Origin of the sequence: Oscillibacter sp. PC13, assembly GCF_900115635.1 — a bacterium.
Lineage (GTDB): Bacteria > Bacillota > Clostridia > Oscillospirales > Oscillospiraceae > Oscillibacter.
This window is the reverse complement of sequence record NZ_FOXE01000009.1, coordinates 87,001-109,691: the sequence shown is the minus strand read 5'-3', so window position 1 is coordinate 109,691 and position 22,691 is coordinate 87,001. Positions and strand designations below refer to the sequence as shown.

Here is a 22,691-nt window from a genome sequence, read left to right as displayed (position 1 = left end):
TCCAGTATAGCGGTTTTATGGAAAAATTGCAAGATTCCTTTCCGTGACCGCGCCGCTTTTATTTTGAAGTCTCCATCTTTTGGATATACTGGAGCAAGGCCTCCCTGTTATTCGGTGCGACCCCCTCCACCACTGCGTCCAGCAGCCGATTCAGGATCTGTCCCACGGCTGGACCCGCATAGCCAAGTTCCGTCAAATCCCGGCCATTCACCGCCAGCTGCCCCAGGGAAACGCAGGCTTTCTCCTCCAGCAGGCGGTTCATCATGTCCTCCGCCAGATTGATTTCCTTTTGCATGCCCCGGAATTCCACCGCCTGCGCCAGGTTATCCGCCCGCTTCACCGCCAGCAGCCGCCGGAGATCCTCCTCTCCCAGCGCCCGCAGCGCCCGGCGGAGGCCCCGGTCCGTCCGTGGAATGTTCCGGTCGTGCCACTCCACCAGGCGAAGCACCGTCTCCCGATCGGCATTGCCGCACTTCAGCCGGCGGAGCATGCCGTCCGCCAGATCCCGACTCACCGCCGGATGACCATAAAAATGGCCGTTTCCCTCTGCGTCCATGGTGAAACAGGAGGGCTTTCCAATGTCGTGGAGCAGCATGGTGCAGCGGAGCACCATCTCCGGCTCCACCGCTTCCAGGGCGCGAAGTGTGTGCTCCCAAACATCAAAGCAGTGATGACGGTTGCGCTGGTCAAAGCCAACCATGGGCAGCACCTCCGGCCAAAATACCCCCAGCACATCCGGATATTCCCGCAGTATGGCGGCCGCAGCTTTGCCGCACAGGAGCTTTTGCAGCTCCGCCCAGATGCGCTCTGAGGCAATCTCCTCCAGCAGCGCCCGGCTGCGATGGAGGCCATCCGCCGTGGCCGGATCGATGGAAAAGCCCAGCACTGCCGCAAACCGGAGACCCCGCAGTATCCGCAGTGCGTCCTCCTGAAAGCGCCGATCCGGATCTCCCACACACCGCAAGATTCCCCGCCGCAGATCCATCTGTCCCCCGAACGGATCCCGCAGCGTGCCGTCCAGCCCCAGGGCCATGGCGTTGACAGTGAAGTCCCGGCGTTTTAAATCCTCTTCCAGGGATCTGGTAAAAGAGACGGACTCCGGACGTCTGTGGTCGTGGTAAGCCCCGTCCACCCGGTAGGTGGTGACTTCTACCGGATTGCTGCCCGGCAGCCGGACGGTGACTGTACCGTGGCGCAGCCCTGTGGGGACGGCACGCCCGGGAAACAACGCCAGCGTCTCCTCCGGCAGGGCATCGGTGGTCACATCCCAATCCTCTGGTATCCGGCCCAGCAGGCTGTCCCGGATGCAGCCTCCCACACACCACGCCTCGTGTCCGCCCGCCGCCAGTGTTTTCAGTATCTCCAGGACGTATTTTGGCATTTCCACCACGGTTTTCACCGCCCTTTCCAGTTGCAATTTCACGCGCTATGTACTATAATAAGTTGCTTTCATGACAGAGTTCTGTCTGCTGTTCAGATTATACAACGCTTTTTCCGCCTTTGCAACGCGGTTCGGCATATGAAAGGAAGTCCTTTTTATGATGAATAATCCCATTCCCGTCCGGGAATACCTGGTGCCCGGTAAGCGCGCCCACCTGGCGGGTATTGGCGGCGTCTCCATGTGCCCCCTGGCAGAAGTGCTGCGGGGCATGGGCCTCACGATTCAAGGCTCTGATATGAATGACAGCGATACGGTGGAGCATTTGAAATCCCTGGGGATTTCCGTTGCCATCGGTCACAATGCTGAGAACCTCGGCGACTGTGACTTTGTAATTCGCTCCGCCGCCATCCATGACAGCAACCCTGAGATCGCCGGGGCCGTGGCCAGAGGCATCCCGGTCTACGAGCGTGCACAGGCTTGGGGCGCCATCATGCAGCGGTATCCCAACGCGCTGTGTGTCTCCGGCACCCACGGAAAAACCACCACCACCTCCATGTGCACCCACATCTTCATGGCGGCAGAGGCCGATCCTACGGTCATGATCGGCGGCACCCTTCCCCTGCTCCATGCGGGCTATCGGGTTGGCCGTGGGGATACGATCATTTTGGAGTCCTGCGAATACTGCAACAGCTTTTTGAGCTTCTTTCCCACTGTGGCAGTCATTTTAAATGTGGAGCCGGATCACCTGGACTTCTTCAAGGATTTGGATGACATTGAGCATTCCTTCCACGAATTTGCAGAGCTGGTGCCCGCCGCCGGACACGTCATTGTCAATGCCGATAACCAAGGGGCCATGGACTCCGTAGAGGGCCTGCCGCACCCAGTGTTCACCTTCGGCTTGGACAACCGCGCTGACTGCACGGCGGCAAACCTCCACGAGGAAGATGGCCGCCCGGTGTTCGATGTCATGATTCGTGGGGAGCGGTACGCCCATGTGATGCTCCATGTTTACGGGCACCACAATATTCTGAACGCCTTGGCCGCCGCCTCTGCGGCATATCTGCTGGATCTGCCGGGCAAAGCGGTGGAGGACGGCCTTGCCGCCTTCGCAGGTGCCGGACGCCGGTTTGAGCGCAAGGGCACCTTCCGCGGTGCGGAGGTCTACGATGATTATGCCCATCACCCTGATGAGCTGCATGCACTTTTGACCATGGCGAAGGAACTTGGATACAAACGGATCATCACCGCCTTCCAGCCTCACACCTATACCCGCACCGCCAAGCTGTTCGATCGGTTTGTGGAGGAGCTGAAGCTCCCGGACGTGGCCATTTTGGCGGAGATTTACGCTGCCCGGGAGCAAAACACCCTTGGCATCTCCTCCGCCGATCTGTGCCGGAACATTCCAGGTGCCGTGTACTGCTCTACCTTGGATAAGGTGACAGATCAGCTGGAGAAGCTGGCCCAGCCCGGCGATCTCATTTTAACCGTCGGAGCGGGGGATATTTACAGGGCTGGTGAGAAATTGCTGGAAAGGACCTGATCGATGCGTATTTCCTCTTGTATGCACAATACCCGGCCGGAGGGGGAGCTCCTCCCCCAGGAGGCCGCAGCCTTTGACGCGCTGGAGCATCTTGGCATTTCTTACGACCGGGTATCCAGTGATCCTGCGGATAATATGGAAAAATGTGCTGCGGTTAGTGCCGTACTGGGAGTTCCCATCTGCAAGAACCTCTTTCTCTGCAACCGGCAGAAAACCCAGTTCTACCTGCTGGCCATGGGTCCGGACAAGCCCTTCCACACCAAGGATCTCTCCCGTCAAATTGGTTCTGCCCGGCTGTCCTTTGCGCCGGAGGAGGCCTTGTTTGAGCTGCTGCACTGTACCCCCGGATCCGCCACAGTGCTGGGACTGATGAACGATACGGCGCATCAAGTCAGATTTTTGATAGATCGTGAGATCTATGAGGCTCCATACATCAGCTGCCATCCCTGTATCTGTACCAGCAGCTTAAAGCTGAAAACCTCTGACATCCTGCACATTTTTCTCCCCTACACCGGTCATGAGGTCACAGTGGCGGATCTTCCGACGGAAGCTGGATAAAACCTACCTGTACGCAGAAAAGCGCCCGGACTGCTGTCCGGGCGCTTTTTTATCCTGATGTGATTTACAGCTTTTTCATGTGGCTGCCGGCGGATTTCAGCATCAGCTTCTTGGTGCCAACGGTGTCAAAGGCCACCTCCGCCAGCGCGTCCCCGCCCATGGGCCGGACGGAGAGCACCATCCCCCGTCCAAAAGCGGTGTGCTCCACCATATCCCCCTGCTGCAGCTGCAATATGGGCGCCGCGGACGCCGTATTCCGCCGGGTGGAGGCCAGAGGCTTTGCGGCTGCCTTTGCCGGGGTCTTGTAGGCGTGGATGGAGGCACCGCCCCAACCGCCGCCGGTAGTATAGCTGTCAGTGTGGACAAAGCGACCCTCGCCGCCGCTTTCTCCATACCGTTCGCCGAAGGCGCCGTCCCGCTCCATACCGCCGAACTTCGGCTCCGGCTTGCTCTCCCAGCGCATGTTTTCCTCCGGAATCTCCTCCAAAAACCGGGAGGCCCGGTTGGCGCTGGTGCGGCCGTACAGCATCCGCTGTCTCGCGTTGGTGAGGGTCAGCTTCTCCTTGGCCCGGGTCATGGCCACGTAGCATAGCCGCCGCTCCTCCTCCAGCTCCTCCTCGTCGTACTGGGCGGAATTTCCCGGGAAAATCCCCTCCTCCATACCCACCACGTACACATTGGGGAACTCCAGTCCCTTGGCGGAGTGGATGGTCATCATGGTCACGCAGTTGTCGTCCGCCTCCACGCTGTCCAGGTCGGTGTACAGGGCGATTTCATTGAGGAAGCCGGAGAGGGTGGCGTCCTCCGGATCCTGCTCCAAAAAGCCCAGGATATTGGATTTCAGCTCCTGGACGTTTTCAATGCGGCCCCGGCTCTCCATGTCGTTCTTTTCCTCCAGAGCCTTCACATAGCCGGTCTGGGCGACTACCTCGTCGTAAAACTCCGGCAGAGCCAGGGTCCCCCCCGCCCGCCGCAATCCGTCGATCAAATCCGCAAATTTTAAAAGCTTGGCCGCCGGGCTCTTCAGCTCCGGGAACAAATCGGCGTTCCGGAGGATTTCATAGAGAGACGCCCCCTGCTGTTCCGCAAGAAGCGCCACCTTGTCCAGCGTGGTTGCGCCAATGCCCCGGGGCGGATTGTTGATGACCCGCCGCAGCCGCAGATCGTCCATGGGGTTGTTCAAAACGCACAGGTATGCCAGCATGTCCTTGACCTCCGCCCGGTCGAAGAACTTCATGCCCCCCACGATTTTATAGGGAATGCCGTTTCGCTTCATGGCGTATTCCAGTGCATTGGACTGGGCGTTCATCCGGTACAGCACTGCCGTATCCCGGAAATTCCGGCCGCGGTTCACCCCCATCAGGATGTCCCCCACCACGTAGTTGGCCTCATCGCTCTCGTTGAAGGTGGTCTTCACCGTCACGGCGTCGCCGCCGCCGTTGTCCGTCCAAAGGGTCTTCCCTTTCCGGCCGGTGTTGTGTTTGATGACGGCGTTGGCTGCATCCAGAATGTTCTGGGTGGAGCGGTAGTTCTGCTCCAGGCGGATGGTGCGGGCGTCCTTGTACTGCTGCTCGAAATTCAGGATGTTTTCAATATTCGCGCCCCGGAAGCGGTAGATGGACTGGTCGTCGTCGCCCACCACGCAGAGGTTCTTCCGCCCCCCTGCCAGCAGGCTCGTCAGCAGATACTGGAGATGGTTGGTGTCCTGATACTCGTCCACCAGCACGTAGCGGAACTTGTTCTGGTAGTATTCCAGCACCTCCCGCTCCTGCTGGAGCAGCGTCACGGTGTGATAGATGATGTCATCAAAATCCAGGGCGTTTGCCGTGCGGAGCTTTTTCACATAGGCGGCGTAAATCCTGGCGATGCGGGCCATCTTCCAGTCGTTTTCATGCTGGTGCTTTGCCGCGAATTCCTCCGGGCTTTCGTACTGGTCCTTGGAGTGGCTGATGACGGAGAGGACGCTGCGGGGCTGGAAGGTCTTCTCGTCCAGGTTCTGCTCCTTCAAAATGTCTTTAATCACCCGCTTGGAGTCGTCGGAATCGTAGATGGTAAAGTCCTTGTCAAAGCCGATGCGGTCGATGTCCCGCCGCAGAATCCGCACGCAGGCGGAGTGGAAGGTGGAGGCCCAGATGTCGTTGGCCGCCGGCCCCAGCCGGGCCGCGAGACGCTCCTTCAGCTCCCCCGCCGCCTTGTTGGTAAAGGTGATGGCGATGATCTCCCAGGGCCGGGGGACATCCACGGCGCACAGCCGCACCGCACGGCGGCGCTGCTCCTCGTCCGGCTGGTCCGGAAGGGACTCCAGAAACTGCAAATCCTCCTCCGTGGCCCACTCCGGCACCTGGTCACTGTCGCTGCCCCGGCCGTAGGTCAAAAGGTTGTACACCCGCTGAATCAGCACCGTGGTCTTGCCGCTGCCAGCCCCAGCCAGCAGGAGCAGCGGTCCCTCCGTGGTCATGGCAGCCTTGCGCTGCATGGGATTCAGCCGCTGAAGGTCCCGGGCGATAACGGCCTTTCTGGCCGCGATGTATCGTGTTTGAAAGTCAGTCATATGTTCACCAGTTTTCTATAATCTCGCCGTCTATTTTATGACAAAAACCGGGGCGGGTCAACGGTGGGTTTCTCCATTACCCGCCCCGTCATTTTTTGTAACCAATTTCAGGTTGACAAATGTCTACCTTTCTGATACGTTCAAAGCAGAAACTGGTAGACAATCGTATACCACTTGGAGGTGAGTCCATGCCAATCAATTTGTCCGACAGCGAGTGGAAGCTGATGAACCGCCTTTGGGACGGCGCGCCTTTGACCATCATGGAGCTGACGGCGGCTCTCCGGGAGGACACCGGCTGGAGCAAAAACACCGTCATCACCATGCTCTCCCGTCTGGAGGCCAAAAGCGCTGTCCGCCATGAGGAGGGCGGCCGGGCCAAACGGTATTTCCCGGCGGTCAACCGGGAGGATGCGGCCCTGACGGAGACGGAAAACTTTTTGGATAAGGTCTACGGCGGGTCTCTGGGCCTGATGATGAGCGCCATGGTGGAGAGCCGCGCCCTGAGCGAGGCGGACATTGCGGAGCTGTCCGCCATTTTGGAAAAGGCCGGAGGTGGCAGAGCATGAAAGAGATTTTGTTGACGTCCTCGGCACTGATTCTCGCCCTGCTGGCGCTGCGGCGGGTGTTCCGGAAAACCATCTCCCGCCGGGCGCAATACGCCCTGTGGGGACTGGTGCTGGTGCGGCTGCTGGTGCCCGTCAGCCTGCCGCCGGCAGGCTTCTCCCTGCTGACCGCCGCGGAGCCGGTGGGGCAGGCGGTCACCGCCCGGCTGGACCGGCAGGAGATTTATGTCCCCACGGGCCAGGAGCCTCTGGCGGCCCATCCGGAGGCTCCGGATTTAACCCCCAGTCTGGCCATGCCCCCCTCCTCCTCCCAAGTCTGGGTTGTGGAGGATGATGAGACGGCGGTGCAGTATCAGAAATTGACCACAGCCGACCTGCTGCGCTGGGTCTGGTACGCCGGAATGGCGGTCATGGCTGTGTGCTTCCTGATTTCCAACCTCCGTTTCCGGCGGATACTCTGTAAAGTAAGAAAACATTACAAGATTGATGACTGCAAGTATCCTGTCTATCTGGTGGAGCGGGGGCTCCCCTCTCCCTGTCTGTTTGGCCTGGTGCGGCCCGCCATCTACCTGACTCCCGCCGCCGCGGCCTCGCCGGAGATTCTGCGGCATGTGCTGGCCCACGAATCCACCCATGCAAAGCACCTGGACCCCCTTTGGAGCCTGCTGCGGTGCGTGTGCCTGGCGGTCTACTGGTTCAATCCGCTGGTGTGGGCAGCGGCCGCGGCATCCAAGGCCGACGGAGAGCTGGCCTGCGACGAGGGGGCCATCAAGCGGCTGGGCGAGGGAGAGCGCATTTCCTACGGCAAAACCCTTCTTTCCCTGATTCCCGTACGGAAAGGGCCTGTCAATCCCCTGCTCTCCGCCACCACCATGACAGCGGACAAGCGCCATCTGAAGGACCGCATCACCCGCATCGCGGAAAACCGCCAGACCCGGGCGGCGGCGCTGTTTCTGGTTCTGGCCATAGCGGCAGGTGTGTGCGCCGTCACCTTCACCGGCGGCAGCCCGGCGGAGGAACCACGTCCCCTGACCGGCGAAGAGCTGGCGTATTTCAACGAGGAGTACTTCAACGGCGAAGATTACAACATCCGCAATCAATTCCTCACCGTCCTGTATGAAAAGCCGGAGGATATCGATCTCTTTTCCCTCTTCTACAACGGCACCGGCCTTCCGGAGACCATGAGCGACGACGAATGGCGGCAGGTGGGCTATTTTGACGAAAACGGCGACCTCATCTGCGGCTGCGTGAAAAACAGCGCCGCCAACATCAATCAGATCCTGACCACCTACACAGGACTGACCCTGGAGCAGACCAACCGGGTGGATCTGGACGCCTTTGACTACCTGCCGGAATACGACGCCTATTACAGCAGCCATGGCGATACCAACGCCCGGGGCCAAATTCTCTTTACCGCCGGGGAGCGGGAGGGAAACATCATCCATCTTTATTATCAGGACTTTTATTTCGGCGGGTATGGATATTGCTGTGTAACGCTGCAGGAGCAGGCGGACGGAAGCTATTGGTTTGTCTCCCACGTGCTCTCGGAGCAGCCCGCCATTGCCACCGTGTACCCAGAGGGCGAACCAGCCCTAGCCATTCCCCTGACGGGCCTTGCCCCCTATTCACCGGAGCCGGCAGATGTCACCCGCCATGTAAGCGACTGCGCGGAGCGGTACGGCGGCTATATGGCCGATGATGACACCACATTCCGCATTTACCGCTCCACCGACGGCAGCCTCTACGCCGCCGTGGAGTATGAAACTGCGGCGGGAAACGGCGTGATGACCGTCTGGGATGTGGGGTGCTTCTTCACCTTCCCGGCGGACACGGATCCAGACCGCATCTCCTGCAGCTTTTTCAGCGGCCTCTTCGGCCGCTCCGGCGTAACCATCTCCTATCCGGGTAAAATCAGTGAGAACCACTACAACACCATCTACGACTACTATTATGTGGATGACAGCGGTGCCCCCGTCCTGCTGGCCCGGGCTTACGGCGAACCGAAAATCATCGATTTGGACGGCGACGGGAAAACCGAGCTGTGTGCATCCGCCGGCTCCACTGCCCAGCTGTTCTTCCAGCGCCAGGGACAGCTCTATGAGGCGGACGTGGCTGCGTTGGTGTCCGGTGCCTGGCCGGAGGCAGACTACCTTGAGTTCAGCGGGTGGGATTTAAGCCGCCGCAGCTGCTCCCTCTGGGCCTCTGTTCCCGTCCCGGGATATGAGAATGACCCGACGGTCTACCGGGTTTCCGCCTTCCGGACGCTGTACTTTGACGGAGACAGTCTCCTCCTCTACAAGGACACCACCACCTACACCGACCACATGGCAGACGGTATTGAGGCCCCAAATGCCGTGCTGGAGGCCGCCAGGACGCAGGTGCTGGAAGCGCTGGACTGGTGGCAGCACCACACCGGCGCACAGTCCTATGTGGACGGCGCGTGGCAGGATTCCGGCCCACAGGCGGAATGGGACGACTGGCGCATCACCCGTCTGGAGCTGACGGATACTGCCCCGGCCTACCCGCAGCTGGGGCTGCGGATTTACGGCCTTGGCTATGAGCTCCACTCCCCCACGCCGGAAAAGGTGCAGGCGGCCGGCGGTATGTATGTGGACGAGGACGGCTGGGTGGGCGGCTTCTATGTGGAGACACCCTATCTGGTCTTTCACACGCTGCGAAACAGCGGCTTTACCCTGCTGGAAAACCATATTCCCAGCGACGTGGGCGGCAGCAGCGAGAATCCCATGTTTGCCGCCGCTGTAGCGGAGGCCGCGCTGGAAAATGGTCTGCTACTTCCCTCCGAGGTCCGGGACGTGGACTTGTACTATCTGTTTTACGCAAACCAAACCACATTTTTGAATCTGCTGGGTGAATCCACCCCCTCAGAGCAGGAAACGGCCCTGAACACACTGGCCGCCTATGCCGCTTCCGGCAGCGCCGGAGAGGACGCCGACCTTTTTGCAAGCGGGCTGCAGAATCTGGAGTGGAACAGCTCCGCTCTGACGGAGGCGGGCCGGAGTGCCTATGCGCGGCTGCTGGCCGCGGTGGAGCGGCAGAATGCCGTCAGCGCCGACGAGGCGCTGGACCTCTTCACCGCCAATCCCGTCCGTTTCCTCCACCGCCTTTCCGCCCTGCCAACGGCGGAACAGGAGCCAATTGCCCGGGCACTGGCCGCCTACTATGCCGGCGGCACCTCCGCCCAGCGGGCCCGGTTTTCCGACGCCCTCCACTCGGTGACCCAGCCGGGTCTGGGTGCAGAGGCCACGGCGGTCTATGAGCTGATCCGCACCGCCTGTCCCCTGCCCGCCCCGGCAGCGAGAACGGATGCAGATGATGCTGCCATGCTGGAGGCCGTGCGCCAGTCTCTGGAGGGTCGGCGGGGCAAGCCCGGCATCACCTCCCTGGAGATTCTCCATGTGGCGGTGGATGAAGCAGAGACTTCCCGGGTGGTAAGCATGTACACCGCCAGCCTCTCAGCCAATGCGTATGGCTGGAGCGACGACTACACCGCAAAAATGGCGGCCGTTCAGGCGGTGTGGGAAGCGGAATATGACTTTGACGCCTTGGAATTCTACACGGATCAGGAAAACGGCACCAGCGCCTGTTACTTCTATCTCCTGCCCAATCAAACCACCGGCGTATGGGAGATCTTGGACTCCATGGGCTGCGCTGTGCCGGAGGAATTTGTCCGCAGAACCTTCACCAAGGCGGACGCGGAATTCTCCGGCCAGGCGCTGGAGGCCGCCGCAGACGACATGGGCTATGAGGAACGGCTTCAGTGGGTGCAGAGCGGCGGCGGGGAGCTGTTCCCGGGCACGGGCTATCAGCTTTCCGTCACGAACTGGCAGGAGGCCGGCGGCTGCCTGGCCTGGGACGGAATCCTTCAGGGCATGCCGCATACGGACCAGAACTACCTCTATCTCCGCTTTGCGGACGGCACCCTGGCCCAGCTGCCCCTGTGCCGGACCAACGGCGGAATGTCCACCGCCGCGCCGGACACCATGGCCTTCTCCAACGGGCAGCTGGTCTACACCATTGTCTTTTCCCAGGAGGAAATTGTGGACGGCAACTATCTGATTCATCTAGCAGGCACTTACCGTTATGCTGTGGACCTGGCGGCCAAAACCGTCTCTTTGACGATTTTATAAGGACTCCTTTCTTTTTCCCCCTGTTTCGGGTATACTGGAAACCAGTATCCGAACCAGGGGGATTTTTCTGCAGGGCAGCCGGTACCCCCTTTCGCCATCTGAAAATGTTCATTTTGATTTGTGCCGCGCAATGCGGCGGAACGGGAGATTTTTATGAAGCAGCTGATTTATCTGGCTCTGGCCATCATCCTCGGCGTTCTGGCCATTAAGCTCTATACCGGACACGTGTCCCCCTCTTCCGGGGAAGATGGCTGGAAAACCATTACCCCGGAGGCAGCCAAGGCCCGGATAGACAGCGGCGACGCGCTCACCATCCTGGATGTCCGCACCCAGGAGGAGTTTGACGAGAGACACGTCCCCGGCGCGCTGTGCCTGCCGGTGGAGAACATCACGGCGGACACCGCCGCAGCGGCGCTTCCGGACAAGGCGGCGGAAATCCTGGTCTACTGCCGATCCGGCCGCCGCAGCGCGGAGGCCGCAAAAACCCTTGCCGCTCTCGGTTACACGGCGGTGGCAGACTTTGGCGGCATCATTGACTGGCCCTATGAAACTGTCACGGAATAAAACTTCATGCGCCGTGACGTGCATCCCGACAGCAGGCAAAGCGATGGCGTTTGGAGTTTCCATCCATATGGCGCGATGGAACGCGCCATATGGATAGTTTGATCGTTTGCTGTACAAATGCAAAGAGGCCGCCCGGCGGGCGGCCTCTTTGCCGTTTGGAAATTTGCTTACTGACTCAGAAACACCACATTTTTGTCTGTGATGAAGTTCGGCACGCTGTACAGTACCACAATCTCATCCACGCCATGCTCCGCCGCGTATTGGGCAACAGAGGCCCGGTAATACCGCAGATCCAGCAGATGGACCTCCTCAAACCGCTGGGCCAGGAGCGGCGCCAGGGAATCCGCATAGGAGTCCCGCACCAGCAGCACCCTTCCTCCGCCGGGCAGGTTTTCGTTCCGGATGACGCACAGAGGCTGGTTTCCCCCCAGGAAAGCGGAATACTTGTCCTTCTCCGCAAGATACGTCCGGTCATACAAGGCCGATGGCTCCGGGCTGCCGCTGCGCCAGGAGGTAACGGAAAGCCCTGCTTCCTCCGCCCAGAACTCCATGGTATCCGGCGGCAGCCAGTGGATGCCTGAAGTGGAATACAGCGTCCCGCAGAAGGCGTCACTGACAGCCTCCGGCGCAAAATCCGCCTGGTTCAGCGACTCCCGCCCAAGGGCATCCAGCACTGCGTTGGCCCCATAAAAGGCCCCAAGGCTTGTCCAGTGATGGTCCGTGCGGTAGAAAATCTTCTCCCCTGCGTGGGCCTCCATGGTGGTCTTTAAGTCCACCATGGGCACTCCCACCCCCGCCGCCTGCTCCAGAAAAGCGGACTGGTCCCAACTCTCCGCCCCGGCGGGGAGTTTGTCCTTCCAGATTTCTGCCGCCGATGGGATGAAGCCCAGCGTGACGGGAATCTCTGTCTTCTCCGCCAGACGCCGGACGTAGGAGAGATTCTTCTCCACCAGCGTTTCATCCGGCGTTTCCACCTTGGAAATCAGGGTATCTCCGCACAGGTATACGCCGTGGAACTCCCGCTTGCCGAGGAGCTGCTCCACCCGGGCCTTCAAGCCCGTCCAGCCGTCCCGCAGCGGGAACTGGTCGGCAAAGTAGGCCTCTACATCCGCCGTATAGCTGCCGTCCGTCAGAGCGGCCCAGGAAAATTCCGGACGCTGCTGCAGGCTGCGGTTCTCCACGTCGGACTTCTCCCGGTCCGGCAGCAGCACGTGCCACGCCAGAAGGCCTCCCAGGAAGAGGCAGAACATCGCCGTCAAAAGGCGGCCGTATGTCTTTGTCATGTCCTCTTCCCTCCTTAAAACCGGAAATACAAAAACGGGTTGTAGCTGCCGTCCACCAGATAGGCCGTGCAGAGCACCAGTGTCAGCGCCATCAGAACCGGCGTCAAAATTCTCTGTGCCCGCTCCGAAAGTTTTGCCCAGCCGTCCCGGCCAATCGTTGTGGAGGCGAGAATCAGCGCCGCAAAGGTCAGGGCATAGCTCCTAAGGCGGAAGCCATCCGCCATGCTCCACAGCCGCGCGGCACCGAAGCAGCGGGCGAGATACGCTCCGCACACGCCCAAATCCTCCATGGCAAAGATGCCCCAGCCCACAAACACCACCAGAATCGTATAGACGTGCTTCACCCACCCGGGGGTCCGTTCCAGCAATCCCCGGAACACGTATTTCTCCAGAATCAGCCAGAGGGCAAAATACAGTCCCCACAGCACAAAGTTCCAGCTGGCCCCGTGCCAGAAGCCGGTACAGAACCAGACAATCAGAATATTCCGCAGCGTCCGCACGGTGCCGCCCCGGTTGCCCCCAAGGGGAATATACAGATACTCCCGGAACCAGGAGGTCAGGGACATGTGCCACCGCCGCCAGAACTCCGTCACCGAGGATGCAAGATAAGGATAGTCGAAGTTTTCCGGAAAGCGGAAGCCGAACATTTGTCCAAGTCCGATGGCCATATCGGAGTACCCGGAGAAGTCAAAGTAAATCTGGAAGCCGAAGGCGAAAAGGCCCGTCCAGCCTCCCACCACCGTCAGCGTGCCGGCGCTCTGGGCAGCCAGGCACTCCTCCCACAGGGCGCCGACGGCATTGGCCAGCAACACCTTCTTGGCAAGGCCCGCACAGAACCTGCGGGCCCCCAGTGCAAATCCCTCCGCCGTGTGGATTCGGTGGTTCAGCTCCGCCGCCACCGTCTTGTACTTCACAATGGGTCCGGCAATCAGCTGGGGAAACATGGTGACAAAGGCGCCGAAGTTCACAATGTTCCGCTGTACCGGCGCATCCCGGCGGTAGACGTCGATGGTATAGCTCATGGTCTGAAAGGTGAAAAAGGAAATACCAATGGGCAGCGGAATCCCCAGAAGCGGCATGGTGACGCCGCCGATGCTCACGCTCTGGGGGAGCTGAATCCCGGTGAGCAGGTACAGGTTTTCCGCAAAAAAGGTGCCGTACTTGAAAAAGCCCAGAAGCAGCAGGTTGAATACGACGCTCTGCCCCACAAACCACCGGGCCTTCCGGTCATCCGCCCGGTACTTTTCCACCAACAGGCCATGGGTGTAGTCGATGAGGATGGAGACGAACATGATAGTGATATACACCGGCTCCCCCCAGCCGTAAAACACCAGGCTGACCATGAGCAGCACGAAATTCCGCCACCGCAGCGGCGTCAGAACATACACCGCAAGGGTCAGCGGCAGAAACGCAAACAAAAATGTCAGGCTGCTGAAAACCAAGTGTGCTCCTCCCCCCGTCCGTTTAAAAGGTCAGCCGCAGCGGTGCCGCGGCTGACCCGTCTCTTTCTGCGCATGTTACGCAAACAGATCGTTATAGGCCTTTGCCATCTCCTCCTGGTGCTCCGCCGAGGCAAGCAGCGCCACATAGGTGCCCTGCTGAATCACCTGGGCCTTTTTCCAGGACTCGATGGACTCGGGATACCAGGCCCCGCCGGGGTTGGTCTCGTCACCCACCTGATAGTCGATGCGCTCCTGCAAAATGGCGGCGGCCTTGGCCGCATCCTCCTCCGTCTCGCACTGCAGCAAGACCACCTCGTTCACCACGGCACTCATCATAGGTGCCCTTGCGATCAGCTGTACGGTGGAAATGTCGCTGAGGCCGGGATAGTAGTTCTCCAGCAGCTCGCCCTCAATATCGGCCATGTAGCCATCGCCCCAGCCGTACTCCGTCTCAAGGCCGGAGTAGAATTCTGTCAAATCCACATCTTTGGTTTCCGTTGTTTTCTCACCGCCGCAGGCTGCCAGCAGACTCACCAGCAGCAGGGCCAGTGCCATTGCCAAACTTCTTCTCATGTCATTCTCCTTATTTTTACTTGTTGTGCAGGGATACAGACGCTTCCGCTTTTGAAAAGTTCCCGTCTTTCCCTAGTATTCACAATTTTTTCAAATTTATGGAACGGTTTTCGCTAAATTGCCGCACTTGCATTTATACCTGAACCGCGGTATGATTTCAACATCAAAATTGTTACAGTTTGGAAAGAGAGACCATTTTTATGTACAGTTTTCGCAATGACTACAGTGAAGGCGCCCATCCCAGGGTTCTCCAGGCCCTCATCGACACCAATTTGGAACAGACCTGCGGCTATGGCCTGGACCCACGCTGCCAGACAGCGGCGGATTTGATTCGCCGGCTCTGCCGTGCCCCCGATGCGGACATCCACTTTCTGGTGGGCGGCACCCAGGCAAATCTAGTGACGGTGGATGCCCTCCTCCAGTCCTATGAGGCGGTGATTGCCGCCTCCACCGGCCATGTCAGCGTCCACGAGACCGGCGCCATTGAGGCCACCGGCCACAAGGTCTGCACCGTGGACACCCCGGACGGCAAGCTGACCCCCGCACTGGTGGAATCCGTGCTGGCGGGGCACAACGGCTCGGAGCACATGGTGTCCCCCCGGCTGGTGTATGTCTCCGACACCACGGAGATCGGCACCATTTACACAAAGGCGGAACTGACGGCCCTGCGCTGCTGCTGCGACGCCCATGGGCTGTACCTCTTCCTGGACGGCGCCCGGCTGGGTTCCGCCCTGACGGCGGAGGGGAACGGCCTGTCCCTTCCGGACCTGGCGGCACTGACAGACGTTTTTTATCTCGGCGGTACGAAAAACGGCGCCCTGTTCGGCGAGGCACTGGTCATCAACGGCGCCGTCCCCCGCAGCCACTTCCGCTGGCATATGAAGCAGCGGGGCGCCATCCTGGCCAAGGGGCGGCTCCTGGGACTCCAATTCCAGGCATTGCTTACGGACGGCCTCTACTTCGAGTTGGCCCGCCACGCCAACCAGCTGGCCCTCCGGCTCCGGGACGGCATAGCCGCCCTGGGGTATCCCTTCCCGGTGGAATCCTCCACCAACCAGCAGTTCCCGGTGCTGCCAAACAGTGTGGTCGAACATCTGGAGGCCAAGGGCTATGCGTTTGAGATTGACCGCCCGGTGGACGATTCCCACACCTGCATCCGCCTGGTCACCAGCTGGGCCACACCGGAGGCGGCGGTGGAGGCATTTTTAAAAGACCTTGCATCCTGTCAATAAGCATCTGGAAAATATTCTTCATATAACCAACAGCACCATTGAGAGAACTTTTGCCGGCGGCGGCCGGACAGCCGTGTCACCAGCGCCGCGGCGGCGCTCTTCTCTTTCTGAAATTCCCGCGGCAAAGATGCCGTGGGAATTTTTTTGTGGGTTTTCCCGCCGGCAGTTGTATGATAGAGTAGAATCAGCTTTCAGGAAGGAGGAGCGTGCCCATGAGCGACGCGGAGCTGCTGGAACAGCTGCAATCCGCCCCCGCCGACGGGATGGAGGCGCTGCTGGCCAAATACGGTCCCCTGCTGCGTTATGTCATCGGCGGCATCCTCCGGGATCCCCAGGACGCGGAGGACTGTTTTTCAGAGGTCTCCCTCTCCCTGTGGCAGAAACTGGACGGCTATGACGCCGGCCGGGGTGCTTTGACGGCCTATCTCACCGCCGCAGCCCGGAACACCGCTTTGAATCACTGGAAGGCCCGCCAGCGGCGGGAGGCCCACCTGACGGAGCCTGCTGTCGAACCGGCCCACCAGAACACACCAGAGGCGGAGCTCCTCCGCCGGGAGCGGGCGGAACGGCTGAAAGCCGCTCTTGGCCGCCTTGGTGAGCGGGACCGTCAGCTGTTCTATCGGAAATACTACTACCTGCAGTCCATCTCCCAGATTGCCGCGGAGATGGGCCTGACCGAACGCGCCGCAGAGGGCCGGCTGTACCGGCTGCGCCAACAGCTGCGGCAGGAGCTGGGAGGTGACAAGGATGCCTGAATGGGACGCTTTTGACCTGGAACTTGCGGATTCCATGACCGATCTGACGCCGCCGGAGCAGACGCTCCGGGCCGTGACTCCCTGGCGGGACGCCGTGCGCCGCATCGTCCTGGGCCTGTGCCTCACCTGCTTTACACTGAGCTTCTGGTATCTGCAGTATGTGCTGCCCGCCGTTGGCGCCGTGGAGCTGTATCTGGGCTTCCGCACCCTGCGGAGAACCAACCGCTGGTTCCGCGCAGCTTGGATGATCTCAGCTTGTAAAGCGATTTTACTTTATTGTAATTTAATCCTGCTGGCCACGCCCTTTTCCGGAAAATGGTCCGCGGCGCTTCCTGTTCTGAGCAGCGTGCTGACCTTTTTCCTCTTTCTCTTCCTTCGCCAGGGGCTGCGGCAGGCCGCATCCTCCATTGCCCAAACGCCCAAACGGGACCCCGCTCTGTGGGCCTGCCTGTGGTATCTGGTGCTGATGGCTCTGGCCCTCTTCTGGCCCCAGCCGGGCTTTGGGGTGTTCGCCGTCATGGTCTACGCCTTCTGCCGCATCGTCAAGGCCCTGCTGGCGGCCGCGGCGGAACTGGAGGACTGGGGCTACACCGTCCGGGCTGCCCCGGTGCGCACCGGAGCCAGGCAGCTGCGGCGTCTGTTCTTTGCCTCCCTGCTGGCGCTGGTGCTGCTGGCCAGCCTTGTCTCCAACCATCTTGCCATTGACGGAGCGCCCATCGAACAGACCTCCGAATCTGCGGAGACTGCCGACATCCGGACCCGCCTGGCGGCGCTGGGTTTCCCGGCTGAACAGCTGGGGCAGCTGCCGGAGACGGAACTGGAATCCCTGGCCGAAGCCGACGCCTGCTGCTTTGAGGCCTACACCCCCTCGGAGCACCCGAATCAGGCGAACGTTCCCTTTGAAGTGACCTTTACTACCGTTTATGTGCGTCTGGCGGAGCGCACCATCCGCACCTACCACTTCTTCTCCCTGCCGGAGGAAACGCCCCGAACAGTCTGGCAGAATCAGATCACCGTCTACACCAACTCCGACGAGCAGCGGCCCCGGGACATCACCGGGCAGCTCCGGTGGACCTCCGACGGGACCGCCATGGCGGCGGACCTTCCCTTGGAGCTGGCGGAGGAGCTCACCTATTTCGGGAGCACCCAGTACTCCTGTCAGGCTGCCTTCAGCTTCCCCTTCCACACCGCAGACCGACAGGGCTGGGCCGCCTTTACCACGGACCTTCGTGAAGACTGGTTCGGCATGCACAGCAGCATCTACTATGAGCAGCAGCTCTACAAATCCTTCTATCCCTGGACTCTTCTGTCCAATGCCGCCAGCCGCCGTGCCTGGGCGGACTCCGTCTGCTCGCTGGAGCCCTTCCAAATCGACCCGTGATCTCCTTCCCCGTCCTTTTTCAAAAGGGCGGGGATTTTTCTACCGCAACATTCGAAATTTTGTTCGATTATTGCTTGACAAGAACGTTTGTTCGAGTTAAAATGTAAATAGAACAAAAGTTCGAATAAGGAGGAACTTCTCATGATGACAGGCTGGACATTCTTTTTTGTGCTGGTGGGCGTAGTGTTTCTGACCGCCCAGCTCTTCCGGGTCATCGACGCCATTGAGCGCCCCACCCGGCGCAGCGGCCGCCGCGCGGCCCGGTGACCATGGACGTCCTGGAGAAGCTGACCATTCTGACAGATGCCGCCAAATACGACGCGGCCTGCACCTCCAGCGGCGGAAGCCGCGGGCCGAAAAAGGGGTATCTGGGCAACACTTCATCTTCCGTGGCGGGCTGCTGCCACTCCTTCTCCGCTGACGGACGGTGCGTGACCCTCCTCAAAGTACTGCTGACCAACAACTGCGTGTACGACTGCAAGTACTGTGTCAACCGCCGCAGCAACGATACCCGCCGGGCTGCTTTTACGCCGGAGGAGCTGGCGGATCTCACCATTCAATTTTACCGCCGGAATTATATCGAGGGGCTGTTTCTCTCCTCTGGGGTGTTCCGCAGCCCGGACTATACCACCGAGCTGATGATCCGTGCCCTGCGCCTGCTGCGGGAAACTTACCGCTTCAACGGCTACATCCACGCCAAGGCCATTCCCGGCACATCGCCTGATCTGGTGGAACAGCTGGGTTTTCTGGCAGACCGGCTCAGCGTGAACATCGAGCTGCCGTCGGAGATGGGGCTGAAAACTCTGGCGCCGGACAAAACAAAGGGCGCCATTCTGGCGCCCATGAAACAGATTCAAACCCGAAACCAGCAGAGTAAGGAAGAACTGGTGAAATACCGCCACGCTCCCAAATTTGCCCCGACCGGACAGAGCACCCAACTCATTGTGGGCGCTACAGCGGACTCCGACTTTCACATTCTCCGGCTGACCCAGGGACTGTATGACCGGTACCGGCTCAAACGCGTGTTCTACTCCGCTTATGTGCCGGTGGTAGAGCACGCCTTATTGCCTTCCAAAGAGGTAAAGCCCCCCCTGCTGCGGGAACATCGCCTCTACCAGGCGGACTGGCTGCTGCGGTTTTATGGCTTTCGGGCGGAGGAGCTGCTGGACGAAGAACATCAGGATTTCAATCCCCAGGTGGATCCCAAGTGCAGTTGGGCGCTCAGTCACCTGGACTTTTTCCCCGTGGAGGTCAACACAGCGGATTATGAAACGCTGCTGCGGATTCCAGGTGTAGGAGTCACCTCCGCCCGGCGCATTCTCTCTGCCCGCCGGGCCGGCCGGCTGCAAATCGACCACCTGAGGCGGCTTGGGGTTGTGATGAAACGGGCCCAGTACTTTCTGACTGCCGACCACAAGATGACGGACGGCCTGCGCTTCACCCCTGACAGCCTTCTTCGGAGTCTGGTGGCGGCAGAGCGGCCTCTGCTGCCCCAGCCCGAACTGGAACAGCTGTCTTTGTTCGATTCCGCCGGAACTGCATAGCGCCCTTCCGCTGCTCTATTTTTTATATAAAAAACGGCGAATTCCTTTCTCAACCGTGCGGCTCCTGCGGCCGCGCCCGACATCTGATATGCCATGCAAACAGAAATGATTTATTACTACGACGGCAGCTTTGACGGTCTGCTCTGCTGTATTTTCGACAGCTATGCCAATCGGGAAGTCCTCACCGCAATTTACTGCGACGAGGACCTGCAGCCCACGCTGTTCGCCTGCCGCACCATCCCCACCGATTCCAGGCACGCCCGCCGGGTATTCCGGAAGGTGGCGATGCTCTCCCATGACGCTGCGGATCTTTTGCGCCGGGGCTTTCTCACCTGCCTGCCGGAAAAGGAGTTGTACCTGTACCGCCTGGTGGTGAAGCTGCTGCGGGATGGCCCCGGCTTCCTGCGGAACGCCTCTGACGAAACGCTGTACCCGGTTCTCCGTGCTGTCCACCACCTCAACGGAGAGGCGCATCTCTTGAAGGGATTTGTCCGCTTTTCCGAGTTGGGCGGCGTTTTGGGCGGCGAGATTGCGCCGAAAAACCGGGTTTTGCCCATTCTGCGCAGTCACTTCTGCGCCCGATACCAGGGGGAGACGTTCTTCCTCTACGACCGCACACACAAAGAGGCGCTGTTCTACGCCGCCGGTAAGGCGGTCATCCGCCCGCTGGAGGATTTCCAGATGGCGCCTCCGGACGAGACCGAGGCCCATTACCGGCTGCTGTGGAAGCGGTTTTACGACACCATTGCCATCAAGGAGCGGTACAATCCAAAATGCCGGCAGACGCAGATGCCCAAGCGCTACTGGGGCACCATGACGGAATTCCAAGGAGATGCGTATTTCACCGCTCAAAGCTCTCCCGCAGCCGTTTCAGACCGCGGCGCTCCAGTCGGGATACCTGCACCTGGGACACTCCCAGAATCCGTGCCGTCTGCTCCTGAGTCAGCCCCTTGAAGTATCGCAGCAAAATCGTCATCCGCTCCTTTTCCGGCAACTGGTCCACAGACTCCCGCAGCGCAATCCGCTCCACCATGCCCTCCTCCGGTGCCTCGGTGCCCAACATCCCCTCCAAGGTCAGCCCGTCTCCCGTCTCCTGCTGAAGGGACTCCGGCGTATCCGTGGCAAGCTCGATCTGGGCAATCTCTTCCGGCGTCCAGCCAGATTCTTCAGCCAACTCCGAAAGGGCCGGTTCCCGGCCCAGCTGTTGGCGCATACGTTCTCTCATGCTGTAAAGTGTTTGTGCTTGCTCCCGTATGCTGCGTCCAACTTTTACAGCTCCATCATCTCGCAGAAAGCGACGGATTTCCCCAGCAATTTTCGGTACGGCATAGGTAGAAAAGCAAGTGCCATAGCCAAAATCAAACCCTTGCACGGCCTTTAAAAAGCCAAGGCACCCCAGCTGGTATAGGTCATCCGGATCCACACCGCGGCCATAATACCGCCGTACCACGCTCCAGATCAGTCCGTTGTTTTCAATTACAGCCTGCTCACAGGCATTCCGGTCCCCCTCCTGGGCTGCCCGCAGCAGTTCTAACGTGGCATTCATCTGATGGATTTGACGCGGGGAGCCAGCTTCTTTTTCATGGCCACCGTGGTCCCCCGGCCTGGTACGGATCGAACGGAAAGCTTATCCATGAAGCTCTCCATAATGGTAAAGCCCATGCCACTGCGCTCCTCGCCGCCGGTGGTATACATGGGCTGTCTGGCTTTTTCAATATCCGGAATCCCACGGCCGTAATCCCGTACTGTAACTTCCAGAATATGTTCCGGTAATATGCGGGCCTTGACCTGCACCTTGCCAATGATGTCCGGATACGCATGGACAATGGCATTGGTCACTGCCTCGCTGACTGCGGTTTTGATGTCCTCCAGTTCATTGAGCGTGGGGTCCATCTGGGCCGCAAAGCAGGCCACAGCCGCTCTGGCAAACCCCTCATTGCTGCTGCGGCTTGGAAATTCCAGCACAAATTCGTTGGATGCTTTGGTTTTCATTATGTAGTACGCCTCCCTTTTACCGAATCGTCACCAGCCGGCTGATGCCGGCGGCGTCCAAAACTCTTTTTGCCTGCTGCGGCACATTGCATACCAGCAGGCTGCCATCCACGAGTTGCATCCGTTGCTGCGCTCGCAGGAGCAGTGCAATGCCGGAGCTGTCCATAAAAGTCACGCCCCCCAGATCCAGCACCAGCTTTTTGGGAAGCGCCGCGTCAATGGCCCGCTCTACTTCCCGGATGGCATCCCGAGCGCCATGATGATCCAGCTCTCCGCTGAACTCCAGTAGTAAATTCCGATCTGCACTTTTTGCTTGCATCTCCATCTGTTTCGCCTCTTTTGTAGAAAATTGGCCGGAAATCGGCCTCAAACTATAAAAAAATTTAATTTTTTATCGCAGCACAGCGGAAAATCGCCTGCAGTAATTTTTCACGCATCCGCCCATTCTGTGGGTGAGTGCTTGGAATCTTAAGCTGTAGGCGGTTTTTGATGACCTTGTGCAGCAAAGCTATGAAAAAATCACCGTAAGGCAATTTGCCTTACGGTGATGATAGCATGTCCTGTTTTTACTTTCTGTCGAAAGGAATCTAACTCGGATAAAATTCCAAATTCATTTAATTTTTCTTTTTTCCCTGCTTCCTCCGCAACTTCAGGCAAATGCCCTGCCTGTCGGCCTCCGCCTGAAGCAGCGCCGCTGCCCGGATGGCTTTTTCCCTTTCCGGAAGGTCTTGGCCGGCTTCCCGCTCCAGCTTCCCTGCCACACTCCTGACGGTCTCCAAAGGCAGCAGATTCACCGCCAGGCAGAAAAATCCCTTGTGCCGGCCATCATTCCAGCGTTCCAGCAGCCATTGGAGAATCTTCCGCTTTTCCAAAAGCTCCTGCTGGTAGCCGGTCGCTCCCATTGCCATTATGCGCTCCAGATCCCGCCGTCGGTTCCGGTGTGTGAGGAGGCTGTCAAACGCATCCTCCTGTTTATACTGTCCGCATGGATATTCCGCACACTGGACACAGTACTCTACGCCTCCGTGCTCCAGGCTGCATCTGGCCGTGGCGCAGGACTGGTTCCCCACCCCCCGCCGCAGCCGGGACAATATGCATCCAGCTGCATGGGGCAAAGCGCGCAGTTCAGCCCGCAAAGGGAAGCCAGCAAATCCTTTCGGACAAATCCCCGCATTTCAGTTCCC

The 22,691-nt window shown here is 59.7% G+C and carries 21 protein-coding genes; 11 read left to right on the top strand and 10 right to left on the bottom strand.

Features of this window, described 5'->3' with window-relative positions:
* Positions 1-58 precede the first annotated feature (58 nt).
* Positions 59-1,381 carry a CCA tRNA nucleotidyltransferase gene (locus BMZ81_RS07290; RefSeq protein ID WP_091130388.1) on the bottom strand — a complete coding sequence of 441 codons (1,323 nt, stop codon included), beginning with the start codon at positions 1,379-1,381 and terminating at the stop codon, positions 59-61.
* Positions 1,382-1,538: 157 nt separating this feature from the next.
* On the opposite strand from BMZ81_RS07290, the gene murC reads away from it, so the two are divergent.
* Both murC and BMZ81_RS07280 read left to right on the top strand, forming a co-directional pair.
* On the top strand, positions 1,539-2,921 hold the full coding sequence (gene murC, locus BMZ81_RS07285) for a UDP-N-acetylmuramate--L-alanine ligase (RefSeq protein ID WP_091130348.1): 1,383 nt from the start codon (positions 1,539-1,541) through the stop codon (positions 2,919-2,921).
* 3 nt (positions 2,922-2,924) lie between these two features.
* Complete coding sequence (locus tag BMZ81_RS07280) at positions 2,925-3,479, top strand: prolyl-tRNA synthetase associated domain-containing protein (protein ID WP_091130346.1); 555 nt, start codon at positions 2,925-2,927, stop codon at positions 3,477-3,479.
* Positions 3,480-3,543: 64 nt separating this feature from the next.
* Here BMZ81_RS07280 and BMZ81_RS07275 read toward each other — a convergent pair whose 3' ends face one another.
* Entirely contained in the window at positions 3,544-6,030 is a 2,487-nt protein-coding gene (locus BMZ81_RS07275) for an ATP-dependent helicase (RefSeq protein ID WP_091130343.1), read from the bottom strand.
* Between the two features lie 188 nt (positions 6,031-6,218).
* Between BMZ81_RS07275 and BMZ81_RS07270 the strand changes: the two genes are divergently transcribed.
* From BMZ81_RS07270 to BMZ81_RS07260, 3 genes are all read left to right on the top strand, one after another.
* The gene (locus BMZ81_RS07270) at positions 6,219-6,596 is read left to right on the top strand and encodes a BlaI/MecI/CopY family transcriptional regulator (RefSeq protein WP_091130340.1); all 378 of its coding nucleotides are present in this window, start codon (positions 6,219-6,221) and stop codon (positions 6,594-6,596) included.
* Positions 6,593-10,741, top strand: coding sequence for a M56 family metallopeptidase (locus tag BMZ81_RS07265; RefSeq protein WP_091130338.1), 4,149 nt, complete (start codon positions 6,593-6,595; stop codon positions 10,739-10,741). Before BMZ81_RS07270 ends, BMZ81_RS07265 begins: the two co-directional genes overlap by 4 nt.
* 153 nt (positions 10,742-10,894) lie before the next feature.
* Entirely contained in the window at positions 10,895-11,305 is a 411-nt protein-coding gene (locus BMZ81_RS07260; RefSeq protein WP_091130335.1) for a rhodanese-like domain-containing protein, read from the top strand.
* Positions 11,306-11,472: 167 nt separating this feature from the next.
* On the opposite strand, the gene BMZ81_RS07255 is transcribed toward BMZ81_RS07260, so the two are convergent.
* The 3 genes from BMZ81_RS07255 to BMZ81_RS07245 form a co-directional block, all read right to left on the bottom strand.
* Positions 11,473-12,588 carry a DHHW family protein gene (locus BMZ81_RS07255; protein WP_091130333.1) on the bottom strand — a complete coding sequence of 372 codons (1,116 nt, stop codon included), beginning with the start codon at positions 12,586-12,588 and terminating at the stop codon, positions 11,473-11,475.
* A 14-nt stretch (positions 12,589-12,602) separates the two neighbouring features.
* A complete protein-coding gene (locus BMZ81_RS07250) occupies positions 12,603-14,030 on the bottom strand; it encodes an MBOAT family O-acyltransferase (protein WP_091130331.1) in 1,428 nt (475 codons plus the stop codon).
* Positions 14,031-14,105: 75 nt separating this feature from the next.
* Positions 14,106-14,603 (bottom strand): DUF4358 domain-containing protein, encoded by a 498-nt coding sequence (locus BMZ81_RS07245; protein ID WP_091130328.1) that lies wholly within the window; start codon positions 14,601-14,603, stop codon positions 14,106-14,108.
* Positions 14,604-14,803: 200 nt separating this feature from the next.
* On the opposite strand from BMZ81_RS07245, the gene BMZ81_RS07240 reads away from it, so the two are divergent.
* The 6 genes from BMZ81_RS07240 (at position 14,804) to BMZ81_RS07220 (ending at position 20,469) form a co-directional block, all read left to right on the top strand.
* The gene (locus BMZ81_RS07240) at positions 14,804-15,835 is read left to right on the top strand and encodes a threonine aldolase family protein (protein WP_091130327.1); all 1,032 of its coding nucleotides are present in this window, start codon (positions 14,804-14,806) and stop codon (positions 15,833-15,835) included.
* Between the two features lie 212 nt (positions 15,836-16,047).
* Complete coding sequence (locus tag BMZ81_RS07235; protein ID WP_091130324.1) at positions 16,048-16,590, top strand: RNA polymerase sigma factor; 543 nt, start codon at positions 16,048-16,050, stop codon at positions 16,588-16,590.
* Complete coding sequence (locus BMZ81_RS07230; protein ID WP_091130322.1) at positions 16,583-17,971, top strand: hypothetical protein; 1,389 nt, start codon at positions 16,583-16,585, stop codon at positions 17,969-17,971. The genes BMZ81_RS07235 and BMZ81_RS07230 overlap by 8 nt, the downstream gene beginning before the upstream one ends.
* A 141-nt stretch (positions 17,972-18,112) precedes the next feature.
* Complete coding sequence (locus tag BMZ81_RS14370; RefSeq protein WP_278308878.1) at positions 18,113-18,238, top strand: hypothetical protein; 126 nt, start codon at positions 18,113-18,115, stop codon at positions 18,236-18,238.
* 2 nt (positions 18,239-18,240) lie between these two features.
* Positions 18,241-19,515 (top strand): putative DNA modification/repair radical SAM protein, encoded by a 1,275-nt coding sequence (locus tag BMZ81_RS07225; protein ID WP_091130319.1) that lies wholly within the window; start codon positions 18,241-18,243, stop codon positions 19,513-19,515.
* A gap of 105 nt (positions 19,516-19,620) precedes the next feature.
* A complete protein-coding gene (locus tag BMZ81_RS07220; RefSeq protein WP_242942586.1) occupies positions 19,621-20,469 on the top strand; it encodes a TIGR03915 family putative DNA repair protein in 849 nt (282 codons plus the stop codon).
* Here BMZ81_RS07220 and BMZ81_RS07215 read toward each other — a convergent pair.
* From BMZ81_RS07215 to BMZ81_RS14390, 5 genes are all read right to left on the bottom strand, one after another.
* Complete coding sequence (locus BMZ81_RS07215) at positions 20,357-21,061, bottom strand: sigma-70 family RNA polymerase sigma factor (RefSeq protein WP_091130315.1); 705 nt, start codon at positions 21,059-21,061, stop codon at positions 20,357-20,359. The two genes, BMZ81_RS07220 and BMZ81_RS07215, sit on opposite strands and share 113 nt — an antisense overlap.
* Positions 21,058-21,507, bottom strand: coding sequence for an anti-sigma F factor (spoIIAB, locus tag BMZ81_RS07210; RefSeq protein WP_091130313.1), 450 nt, complete (start codon positions 21,505-21,507; stop codon positions 21,058-21,060). Before spoIIAB ends, BMZ81_RS07215 begins: the two co-directional genes overlap by 4 nt.
* 19 nt (positions 21,508-21,526) lie before the next feature.
* Positions 21,527-21,832, bottom strand: a complete 306-nt coding sequence (locus BMZ81_RS07205; protein WP_091130311.1) for an STAS domain-containing protein — start codon at positions 21,830-21,832, stop codon at positions 21,527-21,529.
* 289 nt (positions 21,833-22,121) lie between these two features.
* Entirely contained in the window at positions 22,122-22,577 is a 456-nt protein-coding gene (locus BMZ81_RS07200) for a DUF3795 domain-containing protein (RefSeq protein ID WP_347498056.1), read from the bottom strand.
* Positions 22,523-22,681, bottom strand: coding sequence for a hypothetical protein (locus BMZ81_RS14390; RefSeq protein ID WP_347498057.1), 159 nt, complete (start codon positions 22,679-22,681; stop codon positions 22,523-22,525). Before BMZ81_RS14390 ends, BMZ81_RS07200 begins: the two co-directional genes overlap by 55 nt.
* Positions 22,682-22,691 lie beyond the last annotated feature (10 nt).

What these genes read in the sequence shown, in the direction of transcription:
- BMZ81_RS07290 (WP_091130388.1), bottom strand. Translation starts at nt 1,381, where the DNA reads ATGCCAAAATACGTCCTGGAGATACTGAAAACACTGGCGGCGGGCGGA.
- murC (WP_091130348.1), top strand. Translation starts at nt 1,539, where the DNA reads ATGATGAATAATCCCATTCCCGTCCGGGAATACCTGGTGCCCGGTAAG.
- BMZ81_RS07280 (WP_091130346.1), top strand. Translation starts at nt 2,925, where the DNA reads ATGCGTATTTCCTCTTGTATGCACAATACCCGGCCGGAGGGGGAGCTC.
- BMZ81_RS07275 (WP_091130343.1), bottom strand. Translation starts at nt 6,030, where the DNA reads ATGACTGACTTTCAAACACGATACATCGCGGCCAGAAAGGCCGTTATC.
- BMZ81_RS07270 (WP_091130340.1), top strand. Translation starts at nt 6,219, where the DNA reads ATGCCAATCAATTTGTCCGACAGCGAGTGGAAGCTGATGAACCGCCTT.
- BMZ81_RS07265 (WP_091130338.1), top strand. Translation starts at nt 6,593, where the DNA reads ATGAAAGAGATTTTGTTGACGTCCTCGGCACTGATTCTCGCCCTGCTG.
- BMZ81_RS07260 (WP_091130335.1), top strand. Translation starts at nt 10,895, where the DNA reads ATGAAGCAGCTGATTTATCTGGCTCTGGCCATCATCCTCGGCGTTCTG.
- BMZ81_RS07255 (WP_091130333.1), bottom strand. Translation starts at nt 12,588, where the DNA reads ATGACAAAGACATACGGCCGCCTTTTGACGGCGATGTTCTGCCTCTTC.
- BMZ81_RS07245 (WP_091130328.1), bottom strand. Translation starts at nt 14,603, where the DNA reads ATGAGAAGAAGTTTGGCAATGGCACTGGCCCTGCTGCTGGTGAGTCTG.
- BMZ81_RS07240 (WP_091130327.1), top strand. Translation starts at nt 14,804, where the DNA reads ATGTACAGTTTTCGCAATGACTACAGTGAAGGCGCCCATCCCAGGGTT.
- BMZ81_RS07235 (WP_091130324.1), top strand. Translation starts at nt 16,048, where the DNA reads ATGAGCGACGCGGAGCTGCTGGAACAGCTGCAATCCGCCCCCGCCGAC.
- BMZ81_RS07230 (WP_091130322.1), top strand. Translation starts at nt 16,583, where the DNA reads ATGCCTGAATGGGACGCTTTTGACCTGGAACTTGCGGATTCCATGACC.
- BMZ81_RS14370 (WP_278308878.1), top strand. Translation starts at nt 18,113, where the DNA reads ATGATGACAGGCTGGACATTCTTTTTTGTGCTGGTGGGCGTAGTGTTT.
- BMZ81_RS07225 (WP_091130319.1), top strand. Translation starts at nt 18,241, where the DNA reads ATGGACGTCCTGGAGAAGCTGACCATTCTGACAGATGCCGCCAAATAC.
- BMZ81_RS07220 (WP_242942586.1), top strand. Translation starts at nt 19,621, where the DNA reads ATGATTTATTACTACGACGGCAGCTTTGACGGTCTGCTCTGCTGTATT.
- BMZ81_RS07215 (WP_091130315.1), bottom strand. Translation starts at nt 21,061, where the DNA reads ATGAATGCCACGTTAGAACTGCTGCGGGCAGCCCAGGAGGGGGACCGG.
- spoIIAB (WP_091130313.1), bottom strand. Translation starts at nt 21,507, where the DNA reads ATGAAAACCAAAGCATCCAACGAATTTGTGCTGGAATTTCCAAGCCGC.
- BMZ81_RS07205 (WP_091130311.1), bottom strand. Translation starts at nt 21,832, where the DNA reads ATGGAGATGCAAGCAAAAAGTGCAGATCGGAATTTACTACTGGAGTTC.
- BMZ81_RS14390 (WP_347498057.1), bottom strand. Translation starts at nt 22,681, where the DNA reads ATGCGGGGATTTGTCCGAAAGGATTTGCTGGCTTCCCTTTGCGGGCTG.